The sequence below is a fragment of the Novosphingobium resinovorum genome, assembly GCF_036352595.1.
GTDB lineage: Bacteria > Pseudomonadota > Alphaproteobacteria > Sphingomonadales > Sphingomonadaceae > Novosphingobium > Novosphingobium resinovorum_B.
Genome location: NZ_JAZFAX010000001.1, coordinates 576,438 through 598,151, shown reverse-complemented (window position 1 = coordinate 598,151; position 21,714 = coordinate 576,438). Strand labels below are relative to the sequence as shown.

The window sequence follows — 21,714 nt, the reverse complement described above, 5'->3', positions numbered from 1 at the left end:
GTGCAAGTGTTTACGTATGTTATTCTTATGTGACGCAAATGGGCTGCAAGTCCAGTTTGCCAGCATCTGTACCGGAGGATTGCCCTGCGCCGCTCCCGCATCCTTTTCGTTGGCTCATTGCTTGCGGTTCTGGGCGCGGCGGTGCCCGTTCTCGGTATGCTGTGGATCACATGGTCGCTGGCCGTCGAGGATGAGCAGGCCGATCTGGATGCCGTGGCGTCTCGGGTGTTGATGCGCGCACAGCGTTCGACCGCGCAGGCGCGCACCGCATTTACGGAACTCGCCGCGAACGATGCGCCACCGTGCTCTCCCCGGCACATTGGGTTGATGCGCCGCGTGGTCTTCAACACGCCGGCGATCGAGGAAGTCGGCTATTCCGAGGGCGGTCAGCTGAAATGCACGTCCTGGGGCGTGGCGGAGCCGGGAATTCGGTTCGCAAGGCCCGACTTCCATTTTACCGATGGGCTCGGCGTGACCCTCGCCGTCAAGCCGGCGCTGCCGGGAGGCACCACCAAGCTGGCGTACAGTGATGGCAGCTACGATGTCCTGCTCGAGCCGATCCGGCTCGTTGACGTGATCGCCGATCCGCAAGTGCAACTGGCATTGACCGCCCGAGACGGCAGGCTGATGTCACAGCTCAACGATCCCGACCGGGAATTGGTGGCGGATCTCGCCGCGCACCCCCGCTCGGCGATGGAGGGCCGCTACTCGTTTGCCGCCATTCGCTCGACCAACTGGACCGCCATCGCAATAGAGCCGCGCCCTGCCTTGTTCGGGACGTTACGGCGTCAGCAATGGATATTGATCCCGATCGGTCTTTTCATTGCCGGGCTCATCGTTGCTGCGGTCGCATGGGTGTCGCGTCAGCGGCTCTCGTTCGGGGCTGAACTGGCCGCCGCGATCCGTAAACGTGAGTTCTGCGTCCATTACCAGCCCACCATCGACTTGCAGACGGGGGCATGCGTCGGCGCCGAAGCACTGCTGCGCTGGCAGCGATCGGATGGGACTTGGATTCGCCCCGACCTGTTCATCCCTGCGGCAGAGCACTCAGGCATGATCGGCCCTCTGACGGAACTGGCAATAGCCTGCATCGCTGCCGACATCGGCCCCCGGCTTGCATCGGACAGGTCGCTTCACATCGCTATCAATATCCCGCCTGAACTGCTCGCCAGCGATGCTATATTTGACTGGCTGGACATTCTGACAAGCGGCGCTGGCGTGAACCCATCGCAGATCTGGCTGGAGGCGACCGAACGCAGCTTCGTCGATGACGGCACGGCGCACGATGCCATCGCCCGGGCGCGCTCTGCCGGTTACCGGATCGCGATGGATGATTTTGGAACGGGCTATTCAAGCTTGGGGCACTTGCAGAAACTCGCCTTTGATACGCTGAAGATCGACAAATCCTTCGTCGATACGATCGGCGTCGCCTCCATGAAAAGCGCGGTAATCTCCCATATCATTGACCTTGCGAAGGAGCTGGAAATCGCCATCGTCGCAGAAGGCGTGGAGCGCGAGGCGCAGGCCGATTATCTGCGCGAGCGCAGAGTCCAGTTCGCACAGGGCTGGCTTTTTGCGCGTGCTCTGCCGCCAGCCGAGTTTTTGAAGTACCTTGCTGACCATTCCGATGCAGGTTCCGGCCCTCAATAATACACGGGCTGTTTTTCGCGATGTTCGTCCGAAAGCCGCTAACCTCCTTGCCGGCCATCTGGGGCATCCGAAATGGAAAAGCGGACGGGCTGCACCTGGGAACGTAAAATTGCCTGCTGAACGTCCGTGAAGGGTCGGTCGCGAATCCATTGGGCATGATTGCTCTCTTCCTTGCTTCGTCCCACCGAGCACGCATACGGTGAAAGCCTATGAAAGTTGAAGCGATCGGATTGCATGCGGCGCGCCGAATAGCCCTTGCCGCGCAAGGTTTTGGACAAAAACGTCCAAGTCGTCCGACGTCAGGCCATTTGCGACGGACGCTCGACCGTTTGCACCTGCACCAGATCGACAGTGTCAACGTGCTTACGCGAGCACATTATCTCCCGGCCTTTTCCCGCCTAGGCGGCTATGACAGAGGCGATCTCGATCGGCTTGCCTGGGGCCCAAAGCGGCACCGAAAGCTTTTCGAGTACTGGGCGCACGAGGCGTCTTTGCTTCCGTTCGAGATTCAGCCACTCCTGCGCTGGCGCATGGGAGCAGCGGACCGCGGCACCGCAGGATGGACCTGGATGCGCCACTGCGCAACGGAAGGTCGCGCTGAGGCCATGGCACTGCTCGCACGCATTCGCTGTGCTGGACCCATGTCGGCGGCTGACTTCGAAACTCAGAAGGGGCAATCCGGCTGGTGGGAGTGGAGTGACACCAAGCGCGCGCTGGAATGGCTCTTTTGGGCAGGGCACATTACCACGGCCACACGCCGTCGCGGTTTCGAGCGGGTCTATGATCTACCTGAACGGGTGCTGCCGGCCGATGTGCTGGCCCTTCCAACGCCGGCGGATGACGAGGCCCACCGGGCATTGATCGAACGCGCTGCGATGGCTCATGGCATCGCCACCGAAAAGGAACTGCGCGACTATTTTCGCCAGTCTCCGGCGCAGGCGCGCCCTGCTATCGTAGCCCTCGCGGAAGACGGCATTCTGATCCCTGTTGCCGTGGAGGGAAGGCGGCATGCCTGGCTGCATCGCGATGCCCGACGACCGCGCCGCATCGATGCACGGGCGCTGCTGGTCCCCTTCGATCCTCTGATTTGGGAGAGGGACCGGACCGAACGACTGTTCGGCTTTCGCTACCGCATCGAAATCTACGTTCCTGCAGAAAAGCGCCAATATGGCTACTACGTCCTGCCGTTCCTGCTGGGTGACCGTTTGGTGGCACGCGTTGATCTCAAGGCGGACAGAACCGCATCGACGCTGCTGGTCCGCTCGATCCACCTGGAATCGGATGCTCCAAGCCATACGCACGATGCCTTGCATGTGGAACTGCGCGCAATGGCGGATTGGCTCGAGCTTTCCGAAGTAAGGTTTGGGTGATGCCGCGGCCGGGCCAGGTCGCGTGACTGAGTTCAAAGCCGGCAGGCTAGCCCTCTCGAGACCTGCGCGCTTCTGCCGTTTGCACAGGCTTGTCCCCATACTGGACGTGAGGGCCGTTATAAAGCGGTTGACCGTTGCCTCTCGGAAGTGAGAACATAAAAGGAACAAATCCGAGTCTCCAGAATCGCCATGCAACCCATTACCTCCCTTGTGCATCCAAGCATTGATGCCCTCCGTGCTCTGGCGACGCCGATTACCGATCATCGGGTCATCCCCTTCGGCGTCGAAATGCTGGATGCCCGACTGAGCTCTAGTGGCCTGCGCGCCGGGGCCCTGCACGAGGCAGCTACGCTGAGCTGCTCGCTGGTCGATGATGCAGCAGCCACGCTGTTCCTTGCCGGTATCGCCGCCCGTGAAGCCCGCGCCGCTGCGGCGCCGGTGCTGTGGGTCAGCTGCCGCAACGACCTTTATGCACCTGGCTTAGAGCAGGCAGGGTTAGCCTCCGCCGGCGTCATTCATGCGCAGCCGCGCGACGATGCAGCATTGCTCGCCGTCGTCGAAGATGCGGTGCGCGATGGAACGCCGGCTGCGGTGGTGGCCGAGGCCAGCAAGGTCTCGATGGTCGCCACGCGCCGCCTGCAACTTGCGGCAGCCGAGGCCGACATTCCGGTGCTCTTACTGCGGCGGCACCGTGGCCGGGATCGCGATCCTCTGTCGGACACTTCTGCTGCCTGGACCCGCTGGCGCATATCCAGTGTTCCATCCGAACGGCTCAGCGTTGCCGGCGTCGGGCGCCCACGCTGGCTCGTCGAACTTGCACGCCAGCGCGGCGGCGAGGGCTTTTCCCTGATTGTGGAGGGGTGCGATGCGACGGGTCGTCTCGCTGTTCCTGCCGTTCTTGGCCATCGAACGGCTGAGACGGCGGGATCGGTTCGCCGCGCTGCGGCCTGAGCCGCGCGCACTCCAGCTTCCCGTCGACGACAACCCTGGTGCCTGCTCGGTTCCTCGCGGCGGCGGATGGCGGCCGGGTGCGCGCTGGGCACGCGAGCGGCAGAACGGAGAAGGGCAGGGCGCCGTCCGGGGCGAGGACCGCACACGCCTGGATGTCGAGCGCGAGATTGCGTCGCTTCCGTTGCACGCCAAGCCGCCGATGCGCGAGCTGGGACGGCGCTCCGAGACGGCAGAGCATCCGTTCAAGCGGACGGTCTCTTCAGCGGTATCTCAAGAGGTCCGCGACACGGCGCAGATCATGGCTATCCCGCTGGCGCTCATCGGCAAGGTCGGTCGCCGCGACGAGATCGTATCGGCCTGTCCGGCGGCGAGAGCATTGGGCATCCATATCGGCATGGCGGCAACCCATGCCCGCGCGCTCGTCTCCGATCTCGACTTCCGCCCCGCCGAGCCGGAGGCCGATGCAACGCTGCTCGATCGCCTGGCCCTGTTTGGTATCCGCCGCTGGTCGCCGATCGTCGCGGTTGCGCCGCCTGACGGGGTTTGGCTGGACCTGACGGGCGCCGCGCATCTGCATGGCGGGGAGGAACGCTTCTGCCAGCGTCTCCACGCCTTCTGTCGCCGTGCGGGCTTCACCGCGCGCATCGCGGTCGCCGAAACGCCGGGCGCCGCGCATGCGCTGGCCCGCTACGGCCGCGAGGATATTGCGATCATCCCTCACGGCGGCGTGGTGAAGGCGCTGTCGCCGCTTCCGGTCGCCGCGCTGCGCCTCGAAGGCGGGGCGCTGGCCGCCGCGCGCAAGTTCGGTTTCGAGACGATCGCCGACCTGATCCCCGTGGCGCGCGGGCCGCTGGCACGCAGGCTCGGGCTCGCGGCAATCGACCGGCTCGATCAAGCGCTTGGCGGTAAGGCTGAACCGATCACCGCGCGGGAGGACGTTGTCATCCCTGCGGTCGAGCGTCGGCTGCTCGAGCCGATCGGCACGGCCGAAGCGATTGGTCAGGTCATGTACGACCTGTTGAAGGATTTGGCCGAAGTGCTCCAGCGACGGGGGCTGGGTGCGCGCTCGCTGCGCCTGACTGCTCTGCGCGTTGATGGCGGAGAGCAGGTGGTGGCGATCGGCACCTCTCGGCCCACTCGCGAAGTGCCGCACCTGCTGCGCCTGCTGAAGCTGAGGATTGAGCGCATCGATCCCGGCATGGGCCTCGAACAGTTCCGGCTGCTGGCGCCGCACACCGAACCGCTTGATGCCGAGAACCTGGGGGCGATCCTCGCTGGGGAAAGTACGCTGCGCGATCCGGCGCGCCTGGTCGACGTCGTGGCCGGCAGGATCGGACCGGGCGCGGTGTTCCGCATTGCGCCGGTCGAGAGCCATGTGCCCGAACGTGCCGTGAGACCGACCAGCCCGATCACGACTGCCGGCTCCTGGCCGGTGTGGCAGCGGCCTGTGCGCCTGTTCGCCCGGCCCGAGCCCCTGTCGCGTGTGATCGCACTGCTGCCCGACCAGCCACCGCGCCGTTTCGAATGGCGCGGCCGGTCCTACACGGTCGTCGCCGGCGACGGGCCCGAGCGCATCCATGGCGAGTGGTGGCGGCGTAACGGTGAAGTCTGGGCTGTGCGCGACTACTACCGGGTCGAGGACGAAGAGGGCGGGCGCTACTGGGTGTTCCGCCGCGGCGACGGCGTTGCCGGCGAGACCGGCGATCTCTCGTGGTGGATGCACGGGGTCTTCGCATGACCGCCTATGTCGAACTCCAGGTGCTGACGCACTTCTCGTTCCTGCGCGGCGCCTCGAGCCCGGACGAACTGTTCTCGGTCGCGGCGAAACTCGGGTATCCCGCCGTCGGCATTGCCGACCTTGGCAGTGTCGCGGGCGTGGTGCGCGCTTGGGAAGCCGAGAAGGCAACCGGCGTGCGCCTCATCGCCGGGACGCGGGTCGATCTGTCCTGTGGTCGCCGGCTGCTCCTTTATCCGACCGACCGGAAGGCGTGGTCCCGGATCACGCGCCTCCTCACCATCGGCAAGCGCCGGGCAGGGAAGGGCGCGTGCCTGCTGCACTGGCACGAACTTGAAGCCTGGTCCGAGGGCGTGATCGCCATTCTCCTGCCGCACGAAGCCGACGCCGAGAATGCTGCGGCGCTCGCCGATCTCCGATCCGTCTATGGCAGGCGCGCGCATATGGCCCTGTTTCAGCGCCGACGGCCTGACGACGCGGTTCGCATCGATGCGTTGGCGCGGCAGGCGAGGGACGCCAGCGTGCGGGCTATCGTCACCGGCGACGTGCTCTACCATTCGCCCGATGCCCGGCTGCTGCAGGATGTGGTGACCGCCATCCGGCACAATTGCCGGGTCGATGACCTTGGCTATCGCCGCGAGGTCAACGCTGATCGCGCGCTCAAGTCTGCCGAAGAGATGCAGCGGCGCTTCGCGGCCTATCCCGATGCCCTGCGCGCAAGCGTGGATATCGCCGAGGCCTGCACCTTTTCGCTCAGCGATCTCACCTACCATTATCCGCAGGAGAAGGTGATCGAGGGCCTGACCGCACAGCAGGCCCTGGAGACTATGGCACACGACGCGCTGGGCGCCATGTTCGGCGGCGATCCGCCGCAGGACTACCGCGACCAGATCGCCCATGAGCTGAAGCTCATCGCCGAGCTGAACTACGCGCCCTATTTCCTCACCGTCCATTCGATCGTTGCCGAGGCGCGGCGCCGTGGCATCTTGTGCCAGGGGCGGGGATCGGCAGCGAACTCCTGCGTCTGCTTCGTGCTCGGCGTTACCTCGATCGATCCGATCAAGCACGAGCTGCTCTTCGAGCGCTTCGTCTCGGGCGAGCGGCGCGAGCCGCCCGACATCGACGTCGATTTCGAGCATGAGCGGCGCGAGGAGATCATCCAGTGGATCTTCGAGACCTACGGACGCGACCGGGCGGCGCTGACCTCGGTCATTACCCGCTTCCGCGCGCGCGGCGCCGTGCGCGATGTCGGCAAGGCCATGGGCCTGCCCGAGGACCTGACCTCGTCGCTGGCGGGTCTGGTCTGGGGCTGGTCGGCAGAGGGTGTCGGCGAGAAGCAGGCCGAGGCACTCAACCTCGATATGTCCGATCGGCGGCTGCGCCTGACGATTGATCTCGCGCGCCAGCTGATCGGCGTCCCGCGCCAGTCGAGCCAGCACCCCGGGGGTTTCGTGCTCACCCATGATCGCCTCGACGACCTGGTCCCGATCGAGCCGGCCGCGATGGCGGATCGCCAGATCATCGAATGGGACAAGGACGACATCGATGCCCTGAAGATGATGAAGGTCGATGTGCTGGGGCTCGGCATGCTGGGCTGCATGAACCGGGCCTTCACCATGCTGGAAGAGAGCAAGGGCCTGAAAGTCGGACTAGCCGACCTCCAGAGCGACGACCCCGACGTCTACGCCATGATCCAGAAGGCCGACACGCTCGGCACCTTTCAGATCGAGAGCCGGGCGCAGATGTCGATGCTGCCGCGCATGAAGCCGCGCCGCTTCTACGACCTGGTGATCCAGGTCGCGATCGTGCGGCCAGGCCCGATCCAGGGCGACATGGTTCATCCCTATCTTCGCCGCCGTGAGGGACTGGAGAAGCCGGAATACCCGCGCCCCGAACTGCGCGCGGTTCTGGAAAAGACATTGGGCGTGCCGCTCTTCCAGGAACAGGCGATGAAGGTTGCGATCGTCGGCGCGGGCTTCACCGCCGTCGAGGCCGACCAGCTGCGCCGGGCGATGGCGACCTTCAAGATGACCGGCGGGGTCTCGCATTTTTCCGAAAAGCTGATCGAGGGCATGGTCGGGCGCGGCTATCCGCGCGACTTCGCCGAGCGCACCTTCCGCCAGCTCGAAGGCTTCGGCTCCTATGGCTTCCCGGAAAGCCATGCGGCGAGTTTTGCCAAGATCTCCTATGCCTCGAGCTGGATGAAGTATCATCATCCCGACGTTTTCTGCGCCGCGCTGATGAATGCACAGCCGATGGGGTTCTATGCGCCGGCCCAGATTGTCGGCGACGCGCGCCAGCACGGGGTTGAGGTCCGGCCCGTCTGCATCAATGCGAGCCGCTGGGATTGCTCGCTTGAGCCGACACGGGGCCGATATCATGCCGTGCGGCTGGGCTTGCGGCAGGTGCGCGGGCTTTCCAATGCCGATGGCGCCAGCATCGTGAGTGCAAGAGGCGGTGTCCCGTTTGCGTCCGTTGAGGACGCCTGGCGCCGCTCGGGTGTGCCGCGCGCCGCGATCGAGAAGCTGGCGGATGCCGATGCCTTTCGCGCCTTCGGATCCGACCGGAGGCAGGGGCTATGGAAGGTGCGGGGGCTTGGCGAAGCGCCCTTGCCGCTTTTTGCTGCGGCGGATCGTGCAGCAAAAGTGATCAGCGCGGAAGGGATCGAACCGGACGTTGCCCTGCGCCCACTGACCGATGGCCGCGAGGTGATCGAGGATTATCGTTCGCTCCAGCTCTCCCTGCGCGCCCATCCGCTGACATTCGTGCGCGAGGACCTCGCCCGGCGCGGTGTCACGCGCTGCGCCGACCTTGCGAACATCCGCGATGGCCGCAAGGTCGAGGTCGCCGGGATCATCCTGGTGCGCCAGAAGCCGGGCTCGGCCAAGGGCGTGCTCTTCATCACCATCGAGGACGAGACCGGCATTGCCAACGGGATCCTCTGGCCCGATCGCTTCGAGGCCCAGCGCCGCACGGTTATGTCCGCCTCGATGGTGGGTCTGAAGGGCCGGGTGCAGAAGGAGGGCGAGGTGATCCACGTCATCTGCGACCGGATCATCGATCATGGCGATCTGCTGCATAAGGTTGGCGAGATGTCCTTCCCGCACCAGACGGGCAGGGGGGACGGTGCGCGGCATGCCGGCGCGCCGGATCGCGGGCACATTGTTCGACCAGAGGGTGGCTGGAGCCCCACGCCCTACAACAGCTACTGGCCGCCTCATGCCGATGGCCGCGATCCTGAGGACGCCGTGCGCTTCAAGTCGCATGATTTTCACTGAGATGGGCGCAAGCCTGCCAAAACACCAGCGCATCGTCATTGCGCTTTCAGTCCATATCCTGCGCAGCGGTGTAACCCGCTGCGGTGAAGCGCGGGTCGATACGGTTGAAGTCCGCCTGGCGCTTCGCTGTCTGCTTCCTCATTGCCGTGAGCGTTGGCCGCTTGAACTGTACTGGGACGCGGCGCGCCAGGAGAACGAGATCGGACGCGCCCAAGGTGTGACTGCGGCATTCAATGGGATCGTGCGTCAGCTGCGCCTTGCGGGGCGGTATGAAGATACGGCGCCGACAGAGTCGTGATAACGATACCGGGATCGGCGCCTGCGACATCCAGCACGCTTGCTGGAGCAGGAGAAAAATCCGTGCACATCAGTAAATTCGGATGCCCCTTGCGACCATCCTTACGCTTGTGCGTTACCGAAGCGATGCCTGAAATCGAAAACTCCCTTCTCGTCGCCGCGAATCGCCTGCACCATCGCGGCTTCACGACGCCGATCATGTACTGCCGAGACGAAGACGTTCTGATCGGCAGGATCGAAGGAATTAGGGACGAGGTTTCCTGGCGCACTGTTGATCTCGTGGCCTTCAAAAGCGCGTTTGTCGCCCACGTTGATGCTTACCTGCAAAGGCATGACCGGACGGTCCACGCAGGCCGGGCAACGGCGCTTGTTCGTCTGATGTAAGGGCCGCATGCAGCGAACCATCGAGGTGGCTGGAAGTCTCATCGCCCGATGAGGAAAGGATTACGAAGTGCTCGAACACGTACCTGCCTGGCTGGGGAGCTTGCTCAAGGATGTCCGTGCCGGACACTCGAAACTGGCAATCGTTCGCGAAGACATGGGCGACAGGCTCTTTCCGCTTTCGAGTCCGGCATTCGCGGACGGTCAGCGCCTCCCGATCAGGTTTACCGCCGACGGGGCCGGCGTTTCACCGCCGCTGAGCTGGGGCCCCCTCCCCGCAGGGACAGCATCGTTGGCGCTCCTTGTCGAGGATCCCGATGCACCGGCCCCCAATCCCCTGGTGCATGCCCTTGTCTGGAATATCCCGCCCGACATTGGAGGACTGCCCGAGGGTGCGATCGTGCCCGACGGGGATGGCGCACCGGACGGCAGCGACGTAGGCCGAAACAGTTATCTGGCCGAAGGCTGGCTGCCGCCAGATCCTCCCAAGGGCCACGGTGCGCATGACTACGTGTTCCAGCTTTTTGCGCTCTCCCAGGTTCCGGTCCTCGAAGCCAACCCGGGCCGCTCCGCATTTCTCGATGCGATACATGGCAAACTCCTCGCCGCCGGCTTGCTGATCGGGACCTACTCCCGTGACGAGCCGGCAGCTTCGAGTACCGCCGGAGCCGGCCTGCGACCCGTGGGCGCTTGATCCCCAATGATAGACGACAACGACAGAGCCTGGATGCGTGAAGCCATTCAATTGGCAAAAACGAAAGGAACAACGCCGCAGGACACCCCGATTGCTGCCATCATCGTGCTGGATGGCCGCGAGCTCTCCCGGGCAGTCAATGACACTGAGGAGACTTGCGACGCGACTGCCCACGCTGAAATGATGGCTTTTCGCGGGGCGGGGCCAGTCCATGGCGACATGGACCTTCGCGGTGCGACGCTCTACTCGACCCTGCAGCCGTGCGGCATGTGCACAATGGCCTCGATCTGGGCCAAGGTTGGTCGCATAGTCTACGGTGCAGGTCGCGGCGACGTTCACCAGATGTATTTCGAGGATCGTCATCTCGACACCATGGACTTTATCAAGGACGCGTTTCGTGACGACCTTGCTCTCGAAGGCGGATGTTTGCGGTCGGAATGTGCCGACCTCTACTTCGCGCCGGGCGACGAGGTTCCGATGGAAGAACAGGGCAATCTCTGAAATGCGAGGATGGCAAGGACCAGTGCCCGCAATATAGAGAACTATCGTCTTGCAGGAGTTGAGCCATGTGCAACCGTGCTCGCATGAAAGGCGAGATCGAGACGATATGGGGATCGGTGGCCGAGCTCTTCAGCGAAGCCCCGCGCGACAACCGCTTCGACCCCCAAGAACTGCGCCCGCGGGGGCGAGCCTATGTGATGCGCCAACAGGACAACCTATTCGGCTGGTACGTCATGAGTTGGGATGTTCTTGGCGGCAAGGCCGCCTGGCCGATGACCAACGTGCGCAACCTCGCATTGCCGCAATGGCGCCGGCTCGCCGAGCGTCCCGAGAACCGCTGCGTTGTGCCGCTCACCGAGTTCTGCGAGTTCACGCCCGACAAACATGACCTTGGCGACGGCAAGCCGCCATTGAAGGGCGAGATGTGGTTTTCGGTGATCGACCAGCCGGTGTTCGCGGTTGCTGGTTTCTGGCAACAGACCGAGAGCGGCAACGCATTCGCAATGGTAACGTGTGATGCCAATTCGCTCGTCGAGCCGATCCATCCCAAGGCGATGGTGACGATCCTCGAACCGTCTAGCGTTGAGACTTGGCTCAGTGGGTCCTATGAGGAAATCGTTTCGCTGCAACGGCCCTTCGACGCCGACAAGATGGTCAGTCATGGACCGGTCTTCCCGACGCGTGGAAATCGAGCGTAAGGGCGGCCAGCAATTGCCTGTGTTGGGCAGTGGAGTGCAAAGTGAGGCAATGCCTCTGTCGCGACCTTGTCCGATTGACTATTTCACGCCCTGTTAGTCGTTCGTGACAGCGTTGAAATGGCGAGGCTCTAAATGAACGAAGGCATTCCGGACCGTATCTTGCGGCGCAGGTCAGTTCTCGAGCGCACCGGTTTTTCGGCATCGACCCTTTATCGCAAAATCGAGGCAGGCACATTCCCTCGGCAGGTGCGAATCTCGGAGCGATGCAGTGGTTGGCGTGAAAGTGCCGTGAAAGCCTGGATTGATGGACTTCATGAAGATTGAGATGCTGCCGGGGTAAAGGCGCGGATGGCGGCATGAGAAGTTAACCTGAGCCGGTGTGCTCGGCAGCGTCCAGGTAATTCGCCCACCACACCATCATTTTGCGCCGATGAACGAGATAGCGCGCGGAGTTGTAAGCGGCACGAACACCGCGGGCGGTATGAGCAAGCTGGAACTCGATCCAGTCAGGTTCGAATAGGCCTGATTCGTTCAGAACTGTGCTGGCGAGGCCGCGAAAGCCATGAACCGTGGCCTTTCCACGAAGCCCAACACGATACATGACGTCCAGCATTCGGTTTTCGCTGATGACGAGTGATTTCGAATAGTGAACTGGGAAGAGGAAGGCGCCAAGCTTCTCGTTCCCTGCGGCAAGATAGACATTCCGCTCTCTGATCTCGTTCAACATAGCGATGGCTTGCGGCGGCAGGGGCACGATGTGCTCCGTACTCATTTTCATCCGCTCGGGCGGTATACGCCAGATCGGCTCATCGGTGTCGAGGCCCTCGAATTCCGCCCACTGCGCGAAACGGGTTTCCTGAGTCCGGACCATCGTCAGCATCGTCCAGCGAAGGGCGAGGTGACTGGTTCGATCTCCTCCGTCCAAGTTCAGCTTTTGGAAGAATTCCGGCAGATCCTTCGCTGCGACCTTGGCGTGATGTTTGACGGGCGCCGGTTTCGCCATGCCAGGGGCCAGATCGCGACAGGGATCGCTTTCGCATCGGCCATCCGGAATGGCGTAGCGAAAAACCTCGCTGCAATGGTTCCGCACCCTATGCGCCATTTCGACAGAGCCGCGGGCCTGAATGGCGCGAAAAGCTTCCAGCATCTGGCGAGGGGTTACGGCCGGGATCGGCAGGGCCCCGACGAACGGGAAGATATCTGCTTCCAATCTCCGCATCGTAATCGCCGCATAGCGCGGTGTCCACGCTACCTTGCGGGTATCGAACCACTCCCGTGCGACCGTTTCGAACGATTCGCCGACGTTCGCTATGTCTTTGGTGGAGGAACCCGCCTCCAGATTGTGGGGAGTAGCTGTCGGTGCCAAGCCCAGCGTCAATTGAGCTTTGACGGTATCGCGCCATGCCCGGGCAAGTTTGACGGTGACGTCAGGATAGTGGCCGCCGGTAAGGAACTTCTGTTTTCCGTCCACCCGAACCGCGAGGCCCCAGACCTTCTTGCCAGTTGGGTGGATGGTTACGAACAACCCCTTGCTATCCGATTTCTTGTAGGCTGCCTTTTCAGGCTTCAATGCGCGTAGGGCGATGTCTGTCAGCATGGGGCCTCCGATCGCGAAGTGTTGGTTGGTTTTCGCCTTAATGTTGGTTGTCGGTTCGGGTGTTGGTTGAATGTTGGTTTCTGTTGGTTGCAACCAACAAATAACCAACAAAGGCCTCGTGATGCAAGGCGACGCCATGGCACAGCAAGGTTCGGAAGGGCGCTGATTTGTCAGGATAAAACACGGCGCAATGAGCCGGAATGGCTTCGTGTGAGACACCGTGAAAAAGGGAAATGGTCGGCCTTCGCGTCGTCCTATAGAACCTTGTGCGAGGCACCAGACGGCAATTTCCGGGTTCGCCTAGAGGAAATTCGTAGGGACGAACACTGTTGGCTGCGGGCGGCATAACGATCTGAACAGCCCGCATCTGGCTCTATAATGCATCCGCTCGCGTGGCGGTATCAACTCTTGCGTGTCGGCCAGCAGCTTGTCATGGCCGTGGTCGCGCAACCATCGAGCGCGCTCCAAATGGGCGGCGTGGACCATTCGAGATCGATCGGCCCCCCGATCTGGATGGCGATGCTAAGCTGCGAACCGCCGATGATAATGCCGTCATTGTTGGCAGCCAGCGCGCCGGGCACGATATGGATGCCGTCCTGTGAAAGGCTGCTGCCGAGTTGCAGCCGCCGCGACGGCCGGCGCGGGGCACTGAAATCGATCATCTCTCGCCGCGCACAGATGCGAGCGTGAGCATGACGGCATCTCCTGCGTGCCAAGACGATTCCGCCCAGTTGAGTCGGTAAGCTGTCTGAAAGTTGCGAATCCCTCGCAATTGCGCTAACGCAATCCCGAATTAGGATTTGTGAGGTGACGTGCCTTGGCGGATAAGGCGTTGACACGCCTCTATGCTGCCCATCGGCGCGGTATCCGGGCGTATCTGAACAGCAGGGTTGGCGACACGGCGCTTGCCGACGATTTGACGCAGGAAACTTTCTTACGCATGATTCAAGGCGGCGGGGCTGGTGTCGTCTCGAACGGCCGCGCCTGGCTCTATCGCACCGCGCACAATCTGGCGGTGGATCATCGCCGCCAGGAGGGGCGGCGGCGGACCGAAGCCGTTGATACGGCGCACCTCGCCGCATTCCCCGATGAGACGCCAGCGCAAGACCGCATCACTTTCGCGCGCGACGAGTTGGATCGTCTGCGGACGGTGCTGGAGGAGTTGCCCGAACGCACCCAGCAAATATTCGCCGCGATCCACATAGACGATATGACGTATAGCGAAGCGGCGGAGCATCTCGACGTGAGCGAATCCACCGTGCAGAAGCATCTTGCCCGTGCCTTGCACCATGTCATGCAGCGGACGAAGCCGCTATAATCACCATCGCCAGGGGGCATTTTACCGGATCGAGGCCGCTCAAACGTCCTGTGAGGATGCAGGGCGAGCTTGCCAATTATAGAGGGGCTGACATGGACGAAATGATGGGGCCGTGGCGTGTCGGATGATAACGACCAGATGGACGACCCGGAGCTTGCCGCTGCGGAATGGGTTGTGCGCCTCGGTGACGGCCCGCTTGACCCCGGAAGCCGCCGCGAGTTCGACGCATGGCTTGCCGCGAGTCCCGATCATGCCGCCGCCTTCAAGCACGCGCAGGCCGCTTGGGGTCAAATGGGAAAGCTGGGGCAGGCCCCCGGATCGCTCGCCCGGCACAGTGTCCGCGCCAGTACATCCGCCGCACCCGTCCCGCCGCGTCGCAGGCGCTTCGCTCCGCTCGGGGCGATGGCCGCCAGCGTTGCCATTGCGGTAGGCATCAGCAGCGCATGGCTAGGCGATCCCATCACCTATCTACGCGCCGATCATCGCACCGCGATAGCCCGGACGGGTTCCTTCACCCTACCGGACGGCTCCCGCGTCGATCTTGGCCCATCCAGCGCAATCGCCCTGAACTATGACGAGCAGGAGCGCCGCGTGGAATTGCTGTCCGGCGTCGCCTACTTCACCGCCGTTCCCAAAGCGCAGGCGGGCGGGCGGCCGTTTGTGGTCGAGGCCGCCAACGGAACGTCGCAGGCGCTCGGCACGCGCTTTCAGGTCGATCGCCTCAGCGACGGCGCTGCCGTGACGGTGATGGAGCATGATGTGGCGGTATCGGCCGCCGACAATGCGCGCCGCTCGCGCCGTGTCGTTCTCTCGCCCGGTCAGAAGGTGCATTACGATGCGGCGGGCGGGCTTTACGCGGCGACGCCCGCCAATCCCGAACTGGCGCTGGCATGGCGGCAAGGCCGCCTTGTGTTCGACCGTGAGCCGCTGGCGGAAGTGGTGGCGGAACTCAACCGCTATCGCGCCGGGCGCATCATGGTCATTGGCGATCGGCTGGCGGCGGAGAAGGTCAGCGGTGTGTTCGACGCCAAAGATATTGACGGTGCCTTGGACGCCCTTGCAGCCGAAACCGGCGCGAGGCGGTTCAGCGGGCCGCTCCTGACGGCGCTCTATTGAGATTAATAAAATCAGTTATTTAGTAGATTCTCGCAAAAATCGGAAAATCTTTTACCGAGTCCGCTCCCCTCAGACGTCTAGGCCGACACGCTAATGCGAACTCTTTGCATTTCGTTCGAATCTGGATTTTGAAGGGGATTATTGATGGGGGTTGTTGCGAATGTCCGCCGGGGTCGCGGCGGGCGAGTGATTCTTGCGGCTACGGCGAGCGCGCTGGCCTTGGTGATGGGCGGTGTCGCAATGCCGCCGGCCGCCGCCGCGCAGACGGCGCAAGGCCAGATCGACGTGAACATTCCCGCGCAAGACCTCAATGCCGCGCTTCTCACGCTCACGCAGCGGGCCGGCCTCCAGATAGCCTATGAAGCGGACAAGGTGGCCGGGCGGCGCAGTTCCGCCGTGCAGGGACGTTTCACGCCCACCGAAGCCCTCTCGCAGATGTTGGTCGGCACCGGCCTGATTTTTCGTGTCACTGGCGGCAATCGCGTTTCCTTGGAACTCGCCCCCCAATCGGCCGATGGCGCAATTCAGCTTGGGCCGGTGCGCGTGGAGGGCGAAGGCGGATCGGGTCGCCCCGCGCCATCAACGTCTGTCCTTGGCACGCTGCCGGAGGAATATGCGGGCGGCCAGGTCGCCCGTGGCGGTCAGGTCGGAATGCTCGGCAATCGCGACGTGATGGATACGCCGTTCAGCCAAACCAGTTACACGAGCAAGCTCATCCAGAACCAGCAGGCGCGAACTCTCAATGACGTCATGGCTAATGAATCGTCTGTAATCGTAGGGACCAAAGGCGGCGGAAGGAACGATTTCTGGACCTTTCGCGGATTTTCCGTTCAGCCCTATCTGGCGAGCAATAGTCTGAACGGGCTGCCCGGCATGGCACCCCTGAATTATGCATCGACCGATTACATCGAGCGCGTCGAAGTGCTGCGCGGACCAAACACGCTCCTCAAGGGTACGGCCATGAATGGAATGGCTGCCCTGGGAGGCACGGTCGATCTGGTCACCAAGCGGGCGAACGATCAGCCGCTGACCCAGGTGACCGCGCGCTATATGTCGGAGTCGCAGATCGGCGTCCATGCCGATGTCAGCCGCCGCTTTGGCTCGAACAAAGAGTTTGGCATTCGTATCAACGGCTCCATCGATGGCGGCGATACGCCGGTCGATACCCAGCACGCGAAGTTCGGCACGGTGGCAGTCAACCTGGACTATCGCGGCGATCGCGTCCGCGTGTCAGCCGATTTCGCACATCAGTGGTCAAGTCTCACCGCGCCCAGCAGCACCATTACGATCAATGGCCTGAGGGGCGTCCTGGCATCGCTCACCGAGGTTCCAAAAGCGCCTAGTAACAGCGTTGCTTTCTCGCCGTCCTGGGCGGAAGGGAAGCATGAGATCACGCTGGGCATGGTTCAGGGCGAGGTCGATATTCTCGACAATGTGACCGCGTATGCCGCCATCGGCAAACAACGCTACAAGGCGACAGCCACCGACGACGATCTTTATCTCCTCAACAGTTCTGGCGATGTTGGCATTCTGGCCGCCAGATTTCGTGATCGGACCGACGTGTTGTCACTGCAGGGCGGGGTTAATGCCAAGATAAATACCGGCGCCGTCGGACACACGCTCAACCTCAACCTGTCGCGGATCAAATGGGAGTACGACTCTACCCCGCTGAGCCGGGCTGGCGCCGGAGCCGGCGCCATCATTCCCGTGGGCACTCTCTCCAATCCGATCTTCCCCTCGACTCCCGTATATCCCCCCGACGAAGATATCCTGCCGGCCATCCATAACAGGTCTTCCAGCATCGCGATCGTAGACACGATGTCGTTCATGGATGAGCGTATTCTGTTCACCGCCGGGGTTCGTTACAATGAAATAGAAGCCAGCAGCTTCCAGTTCTCGGGCACCAACATCCAGTCGACAACGTATAAATCTTCGGCATGGTCGCCGTCTTTCGCGTTGATCGTCAAGCCATCGGCAACCGTGTCGCTCTACGCAAACTATATTCAGGCGCTCGAGGTTGGGTCGGTCGTCGGCAATAGCTACGCCAACGCCGGCGAAATATTTCCGCCTTATGCGAGCAAGCAGTACGAGGCGGGCGTCAAGGTGGATTGGGGCTCCGTCACGACCACCGTGGCAGCGTTCCAGATCTCTCAGCCGGATGCATTGTCCGTCGACGACCCAGCCGGGGGCCTTCCCACGTTGACGCTCGACGGCGAGCAGAGGAACCGCGGTATCGAACTGACCGCATACGGTGAACTCGCTGACAGCTTCAGGCTGCTTGGCGGGGTCACTTTTATCGAGGCCACCCAGACCAAGAATGATGGCGGCCGCAACGGCTGGAGGGCTGCCAATACGCCGAAGTTCCGGGCGGTCGTCAGCGGCGAATGGGATACCCCGTTCATCGAGGGACTGACGCTGACCGGGCGTCTTACCCATACCGGCAATGTCGTGGCTCTCAACCGCAGGCCCGACCTTAAACTTCCGGCGTGGACGCAGGTCGACCTCGGCGCGCGCTACAGTTTTGCCGGACCATGGAGCGACAAACCGATCACTTTCCGCTTCGACGTCGATAACGTCTTCGATGCGAGCTATTGGAAGTCACCGCATCCTTCGGCCGGCAACCTGATGAGGAGCGACCCGCGCACCTTCCGCCTTTCGGCAACCGTGGACTTCTGAGGCGTCGGAGATGCAAACAGGCGCCGCTACACATCGCAGTCCCGTTGCTCTTGCCGGCCGCATCCTGCTCGCGGTTCTCGGCGGCTACGCCTTTTGCTGGGGCGTGATCGCCCTGTGCGCGGCGGGGACATTCCCGCTGGGCGCTGAGTTCCATGACGGGGAGACGCTGGGCTCGATCCTGGCGCTCCTTGTCTATCCGGCGGCGTTCCTGTGGGCCTTCGCCGCCCGCAGCCTGTGGCGAGCGAGCGCGGTATTGGTGGGAGGTGGCGTGCTGATGGCTGCCGCCGCCTCGCTGATCCAGATGTGCCTGACCTGAAGGGCGGGGTATGTTCCAAAGCTTCCGCCACGCCGCTACCTGGGTGCATACATGGTTCGGCCTCGTGCTGGGCTTTTTGCTCGTGGTCGTCTTCTTCTTCGGCTCGCTCTCGGTCTTCGATCGCGAAATCGACCGCTGGGCGATTCCCGCGTCGCGCTTTACGCCGCAGCCCATGCCCTCGTTCGACAAGATGCTACGTCCGGTGTTCGAGAGCATCCAGCCCGGCAAGGAGAGCCTCGACAAAGCCCGGACGCTAGTTGACGGGCCATTGCCCACACATTGGGATCATCCCGACTTCTGGGGCGCGTTCACCACGCATCGCGACCCGGTGCTCGACATGAGCGCCGCGTGGGACACGCCCAACGCGAGGGTGCCCGATTCCGTCATGGGTCGCCGCACGATCGATCCGCGCAGCGGCAAGACATTTCCTGACGACCAGTTGAAGATCGGCAGCGAGTTCTTCTATCCGCTGCATTACAATCTCACCCTCAATTACGATCTCACCCCCAACGGGAGAGACCTTGGCAACTGGATCGTCGGCTTCGCCGGGCTGGTCATGCTGGTGGCGCTCATCTCGGGCGTGGCCATGCACCGCAAGGTCTTCCGCGAGTTCTTCACCTTCCGGCCTGGCAAGAACACCCAGCGCAGCGTGCTCGACCTGCACAACATGACCGGCGTTCTGGCACTGCCCTTCCACTTCTTCTTCGCCTTCACCGGCTTGCTGATCTTCGCGGGGACCTATTTCCCCGTGACAGATACCCAGCTCGAACCGCTCCACGAACTGCACGAGAAGATCGAGGAGCAGGAGACAGGACTGCCGCATGACCGCGCCGGCGTGGCCGCGCCGCTGGCTTCCGTGGACCCGATGGTGGCCGAAGCGCAGCGGCGCTGGGCGGCAAAAGGCATGGCGGGCGAGGTCGGCGCTCTCAGCCTCAACCATGTCGGCGATGCAAATGGCTATGTGAGCATCTACCGCGCCGGCACCGACCGCATCGCGAGTGTGAGCGAAGGCATCCACTTCAAGGCCAGCACGGGACACGTGCTGCGCGAGGACCCGCCACAGACCGCCGTGGGCGGGTTTGCCGACTTCCTCACCGGCCTGCACTTGCAGCACTTCCGCCACTGGCCGCTGCGCTGGTTCTATGTGCTGGGCGGTCTGATGGGCACGACCTGCATTGCCACCGGTCTCATCTTCTTCGTCGAGAAGCGCAAGAAGCAGCACGCCAAGACCAGCAGCCAGGGTCGCCGGGTGGTGGATTCGCTGGCCGTCACGACGATCACCGGCATGTTGATCGCGACCATGAGCATCCTGATCGCCAACCGCCTGCTGCCCGAGGCGCTGCCTTCTGGCTGGCCGCCGCGCGGCAGTCTAGAAATTTATGCGTTCTGGACGGGCTGGGCGCTCGCCATGCTGCATGCGTTCGTGCGCAGTGGCCCAGTGGCGCTGGGGAAACTCAATCCCGCATGGCGTGAACAGTGCTGGGTCGTGGCTGTGATGGCAGTGTCGGCGGTGTTGCTCAACTGGATCACCACCGGGGATACGCTGCTCCGCACGATTGGCACCGGCTACTGGCCCGTTGCCGGGGTGGACCTGTCCCTGCTCGCGACGGCGACCGCTGCCGTCTTCGCGGCGCAAAAGCTGCGCCGCAAGGAGGCGGGCGCAATGGAGCAAGGGCGCTCGCAACCTGTCGTGCGGGAAGCGGTTAATGTCTGACCATCTTCTGTTGGCAGGCGCAGTGCTATTGAACGTCGCGGGCTTCGCGTGGCTGGCACTCGCGATGGACGCGCACTGGAAGCAGGTGCGCGGAAGCGGCAGACCGCCACAGCGGCGACGGACGCCGTTGCGGCTTGCGGCAGGAGCGGCGTTCCTGCTCTCGCTCATTCTCTGCAATCTGACCGATCACGCGACGATTGCGGCGTTGGTGTGGGTCATGGCGCTCACCGCCGCCGCATTGATGGTCGCTTTCACGCTAACCTGGCGCCCGGGGTTGCTGCGTCCTTTGTCATGGGTGGGCGGCCGTGCGTCCAAGGGATGCGCGGAGCCATGAATCTGCCGGGCCATCTCAACCGGCATGTCCCGCCAGCCCCATCGGGCGATACCGGATCCCACGATTGCCCCAATGCCAGATCCGTTGGGGACGGAGATGCGGAATTCGACAGTTCGGACGCGCATTTCGCGTCCCCGCCTGTGGCCGCACCCGCGTGGCAACCTTCCGCGCGATACGCCGATCAGCCGATGAGCTGGTCCACACGGCTGTTCGGCATGGGTGGTGTCATCGCGATCGTGCTGTTGATCGTTGGCGGAGCGTTTTTCACTTGGCGGACCTATACCGCACCGCCCGCCGTGCCGACGCTCAGCGTGTTTGATGTGGCTCCGCCAGCCGCGCTCCCGGAGCCGCCGAGCGAAATCCCGCCCGGCCCGGCCCGGAAGGAAAGGCCGCTGCCCGTGCCGGATCGACCAAAGATCGAGCCGCCCGAAATCCAGCTCCCCAGCGTCAACCCACATCCGCACCCAGTCGTGCAGCCGATCCCCGATCCCGGTCCACCGATCGAGCGGACTACCACGCCCGAACGCCAGCCCGCGCCTCCTGCCCCTCAGCAGAGCATCGCGAAGCCGACGTGGGAAGGCATGGTGCTTGCGGCCTTGAACAAGGCCAAACGCTATCCCCGCGCGGCGCAGCGCGCCCGCCAGCAGGGCGTTCCCTATATCCGCTTCGTCATGGATCGCGAAGGCCGGGTGCTGTCCGTAAGTCTCGAGCGCAGCTCCGGCGTCGCGTCACTCGATGAAGAGGCGCTCGGGCTTCCGAAACGCGCCTCGCCGCTGCCCAAGCCGCCGAGCGGCGTGGGTGCTGAAGCTATCGAGCTTGTCGTACCGGTCGAGTTCTTCCTACGATAAAGCGCGTGTCTGGCGGCTGGTAGGCCCTTGGCCATTGTGCTTTGTCCGCCGCTCAACGACCGGTTCCGGCGTAAGCAGCCGTTTCCACAATAGTGATCGAATGGCGGCAAGTCGTCAGCACGTGCCCGAGTCCACGTGCGATGAACAACGGCTGGCTTCGTGCCGCATGAGCCGTTCGTGCCCGCTTATGCCAGTGGTTTACGGGCGGAGGCGATGCGGTGTCATGCTAGTTGCTTTCCT

The 21,714-nt window shown here is 63.2% G+C and carries 20 protein-coding genes; 17 read left to right on the top strand and 3 right to left on the bottom strand.

Translation table 11 applies throughout. From position 1 onward, the window contains the following. The first annotated feature begins 141 nt into the window (after nucleotides 1-141). The 6 genes from V2S85_RS02945 (at nucleotide 142) to V2S85_RS02920 (ending at nucleotide 9,282) form a co-directional block, all read left to right on the top strand. Nucleotides 142-1,650: an EAL domain-containing protein gene (locus V2S85_RS02945; RefSeq protein ID WP_330701366.1), complete on the top strand. Its 1,509-nt coding sequence runs from the start codon at nucleotides 142-144 to the stop codon at nucleotides 1,648-1,650. A 209-nt stretch (nucleotides 1,651-1,859) separates the two neighbouring features. Next, nucleotides 1,860-3,020 (top strand): winged helix-turn-helix domain-containing protein, encoded by a 1,161-nt coding sequence (locus V2S85_RS02940; RefSeq protein ID WP_330701365.1) that lies wholly within the window; start codon nucleotides 1,860-1,862, stop codon nucleotides 3,018-3,020. Between the two features lie 189 nt (nucleotides 3,021-3,209). Then, nucleotides 3,210-3,971, top strand: a complete 762-nt coding sequence (locus V2S85_RS02935) for a protein ImuA (protein ID WP_330701364.1) — start codon at nucleotides 3,210-3,212, stop codon at nucleotides 3,969-3,971. After that, complete coding sequence (locus V2S85_RS02930; protein WP_330701363.1) at nucleotides 3,886-5,709, top strand: DUF6504 family protein; 1,824 nt, start codon at nucleotides 3,886-3,888, stop codon at nucleotides 5,707-5,709. Before V2S85_RS02935 ends, V2S85_RS02930 begins: the two co-directional genes overlap by 86 nt. Continuing rightward, complete coding sequence (locus V2S85_RS02925) at nucleotides 5,706-8,984, top strand: error-prone DNA polymerase (RefSeq protein ID WP_330701362.1); 3,279 nt, start codon at nucleotides 5,706-5,708, stop codon at nucleotides 8,982-8,984. Before V2S85_RS02930 ends, V2S85_RS02925 begins: the two co-directional genes overlap by 4 nt. Beyond that, a complete protein-coding gene (locus V2S85_RS02920) occupies nucleotides 8,971-9,282 on the top strand; it encodes a hypothetical protein (protein WP_330701361.1) in 312 nt (103 codons plus the stop codon). The genes V2S85_RS02925 and V2S85_RS02920 overlap by 14 nt, the downstream gene beginning before the upstream one ends. A 101-nt stretch (nucleotides 9,283-9,383) precedes the next feature. On the opposite strand, the gene V2S85_RS02915 is transcribed toward V2S85_RS02920, so the two are convergent. Further along, nucleotides 9,384-9,614, bottom strand: a complete 231-nt coding sequence (locus tag V2S85_RS02915; protein WP_330701360.1) for a hypothetical protein — start codon at nucleotides 9,612-9,614, stop codon at nucleotides 9,384-9,386. 118 nt (nucleotides 9,615-9,732) lie between these two features. Between V2S85_RS02915 and V2S85_RS02910 the strand changes: the two genes are divergently transcribed. The 4 genes from V2S85_RS02910 to V2S85_RS02895 all read left to right on the top strand — a co-directional run bounded on the left by V2S85_RS02910 (nucleotide 9,733) and on the right by V2S85_RS02895 (nucleotide 11,879). After that, entirely contained in the window at nucleotides 9,733-10,356 is a 624-nt protein-coding gene (locus V2S85_RS02910; RefSeq protein ID WP_330701359.1) for a YbhB/YbcL family Raf kinase inhibitor-like protein, read from the top strand. A gap of 6 nt (nucleotides 10,357-10,362) precedes the next feature. After that, nucleotides 10,363-10,857, top strand: coding sequence for a nucleoside deaminase (locus tag V2S85_RS02905; RefSeq protein WP_330701358.1), 495 nt, complete (start codon nucleotides 10,363-10,365; stop codon nucleotides 10,855-10,857). 65 nt (nucleotides 10,858-10,922) lie between these two features. Beyond that, nucleotides 10,923-11,555: an SOS response-associated peptidase family protein gene (locus V2S85_RS02900; RefSeq protein ID WP_330701357.1), complete on the top strand. Its 633-nt coding sequence runs from the start codon at nucleotides 10,923-10,925 to the stop codon at nucleotides 11,553-11,555. Between the two features lie 132 nt (nucleotides 11,556-11,687). Beyond that, nucleotides 11,688-11,879 (top strand): helix-turn-helix transcriptional regulator, encoded by a 192-nt coding sequence (locus V2S85_RS02895; protein ID WP_330701356.1) that lies wholly within the window; start codon nucleotides 11,688-11,690, stop codon nucleotides 11,877-11,879. A 40-nt stretch (nucleotides 11,880-11,919) separates the two neighbouring features. On the opposite strand, the gene V2S85_RS02890 is transcribed toward V2S85_RS02895, so the two are convergent. Both V2S85_RS02890 and V2S85_RS02885 read right to left on the bottom strand, forming a co-directional pair. Continuing rightward, entirely contained in the window at nucleotides 11,920-13,152 is a 1,233-nt protein-coding gene (locus V2S85_RS02890) for a tyrosine-type recombinase/integrase (RefSeq protein WP_330701355.1), read from the bottom strand. Between the two features lie 401 nt (nucleotides 13,153-13,553). Next, on the bottom strand, nucleotides 13,554-13,814 hold the full coding sequence (locus V2S85_RS02885; protein WP_330701354.1) for a hypothetical protein: 261 nt from the start codon (nucleotides 13,812-13,814) through the stop codon (nucleotides 13,554-13,556). 170 nt (nucleotides 13,815-13,984) lie between these two features. Here V2S85_RS02885 and V2S85_RS02880 point away from each other — a divergent pair, with 170 nt between their 5' ends. The 7 genes from V2S85_RS02880 (at nucleotide 13,985) to V2S85_RS02850 (ending at nucleotide 21,474) form a co-directional block, all read left to right on the top strand. Continuing rightward, entirely contained in the window at nucleotides 13,985-14,470 is a 486-nt protein-coding gene (locus V2S85_RS02880; protein ID WP_330701353.1) for an RNA polymerase sigma factor, read from the top strand. A 117-nt stretch (nucleotides 14,471-14,587) separates the two neighbouring features. Beyond that, nucleotides 14,588-15,586: a FecR family protein gene (locus tag V2S85_RS02875; RefSeq protein WP_330701352.1), complete on the top strand. Its 999-nt coding sequence runs from the start codon at nucleotides 14,588-14,590 to the stop codon at nucleotides 15,584-15,586. Nucleotides 15,587-15,730: 144 nt separating this feature from the next. Next, nucleotides 15,731-18,262, top strand: a complete 2,532-nt coding sequence (locus V2S85_RS02870; protein ID WP_330701351.1) for a TonB-dependent receptor — start codon at nucleotides 15,731-15,733, stop codon at nucleotides 18,260-18,262. A gap of 10 nt (nucleotides 18,263-18,272) precedes the next feature. Continuing rightward, complete coding sequence (locus V2S85_RS02865; RefSeq protein ID WP_330701350.1) at nucleotides 18,273-18,578, top strand: hypothetical protein; 306 nt, start codon at nucleotides 18,273-18,275, stop codon at nucleotides 18,576-18,578. Nucleotides 18,579-18,588: 10 nt separating this feature from the next. After that, nucleotides 18,589-20,292, top strand: coding sequence for a PepSY-associated TM helix domain-containing protein (locus tag V2S85_RS02860; RefSeq protein WP_330701349.1), 1,704 nt, complete (start codon nucleotides 18,589-18,591; stop codon nucleotides 20,290-20,292). Next, the gene (locus V2S85_RS02855) at nucleotides 20,285-20,626 is read left to right on the top strand and encodes a DUF3325 domain-containing protein (RefSeq protein ID WP_330701348.1); all 342 of its coding nucleotides are present in this window, start codon (nucleotides 20,285-20,287) and stop codon (nucleotides 20,624-20,626) included. Before V2S85_RS02860 ends, V2S85_RS02855 begins: the two co-directional genes overlap by 8 nt. Further along, complete coding sequence (locus V2S85_RS02850) at nucleotides 20,623-21,474, top strand: energy transducer TonB (protein ID WP_330701347.1); 852 nt, start codon at nucleotides 20,623-20,625, stop codon at nucleotides 21,472-21,474. Before V2S85_RS02855 ends, V2S85_RS02850 begins: the two co-directional genes overlap by 4 nt. Nucleotides 21,475-21,714 lie beyond the last annotated feature (240 nt).

Excerpts from the sequence above, each read along its gene's own strand:
- V2S85_RS02940 (WP_330701365.1), top strand. The coding sequence starts at position 1,860 with ATGAAAGTTGAAGCGATCGGATTGCATGCGGCGCGCCGAATAGCCCTT.
- V2S85_RS02935 (WP_330701364.1), top strand. The coding sequence starts at position 3,210 with ATGCAACCCATTACCTCCCTTGTGCATCCAAGCATTGATGCCCTCCGT.
- V2S85_RS02930 (WP_330701363.1), top strand. The coding sequence starts at position 3,886 with ATGCGACGGGTCGTCTCGCTGTTCCTGCCGTTCTTGGCCATCGAACGG.
- V2S85_RS02925 (WP_330701362.1), top strand. The coding sequence starts at position 5,706 with ATGACCGCCTATGTCGAACTCCAGGTGCTGACGCACTTCTCGTTCCTG.
- V2S85_RS02920 (WP_330701361.1), top strand. The coding sequence starts at position 8,971 with ATGATTTTCACTGAGATGGGCGCAAGCCTGCCAAAACACCAGCGCATC.
- V2S85_RS02915 (WP_330701360.1), bottom strand. The coding sequence starts at position 9,614 with ATGCCTTTGCAGGTAAGCATCAACGTGGGCGACAAACGCGCTTTTGAA.
- V2S85_RS02905 (WP_330701358.1), top strand. The coding sequence starts at position 10,363 with ATGATAGACGACAACGACAGAGCCTGGATGCGTGAAGCCATTCAATTG.
- V2S85_RS02900 (WP_330701357.1), top strand. The coding sequence starts at position 10,923 with ATGTGCAACCGTGCTCGCATGAAAGGCGAGATCGAGACGATATGGGGA.
- V2S85_RS02895 (WP_330701356.1), top strand. The coding sequence starts at position 11,688 with ATGAACGAAGGCATTCCGGACCGTATCTTGCGGCGCAGGTCAGTTCTC.
- V2S85_RS02890 (WP_330701355.1), bottom strand. The coding sequence starts at position 13,152 with ATGCTGACAGACATCGCCCTACGCGCATTGAAGCCTGAAAAGGCAGCC.
- V2S85_RS02885 (WP_330701354.1), bottom strand. The coding sequence starts at position 13,814 with ATGATCGATTTCAGTGCCCCGCGCCGGCCGTCGCGGCGGCTGCAACTC.
- V2S85_RS02870 (WP_330701351.1), top strand. The coding sequence starts at position 15,731 with ATGGGGGTTGTTGCGAATGTCCGCCGGGGTCGCGGCGGGCGAGTGATT.
- V2S85_RS02865 (WP_330701350.1), top strand. The coding sequence starts at position 18,273 with ATGCAAACAGGCGCCGCTACACATCGCAGTCCCGTTGCTCTTGCCGGC.
- V2S85_RS02860 (WP_330701349.1), top strand. The coding sequence starts at position 18,589 with ATGTTCCAAAGCTTCCGCCACGCCGCTACCTGGGTGCATACATGGTTC.
- V2S85_RS02855 (WP_330701348.1), top strand. The coding sequence starts at position 20,285 with ATGTCTGACCATCTTCTGTTGGCAGGCGCAGTGCTATTGAACGTCGCG.
- V2S85_RS02850 (WP_330701347.1), top strand. The coding sequence starts at position 20,623 with ATGAATCTGCCGGGCCATCTCAACCGGCATGTCCCGCCAGCCCCATCG.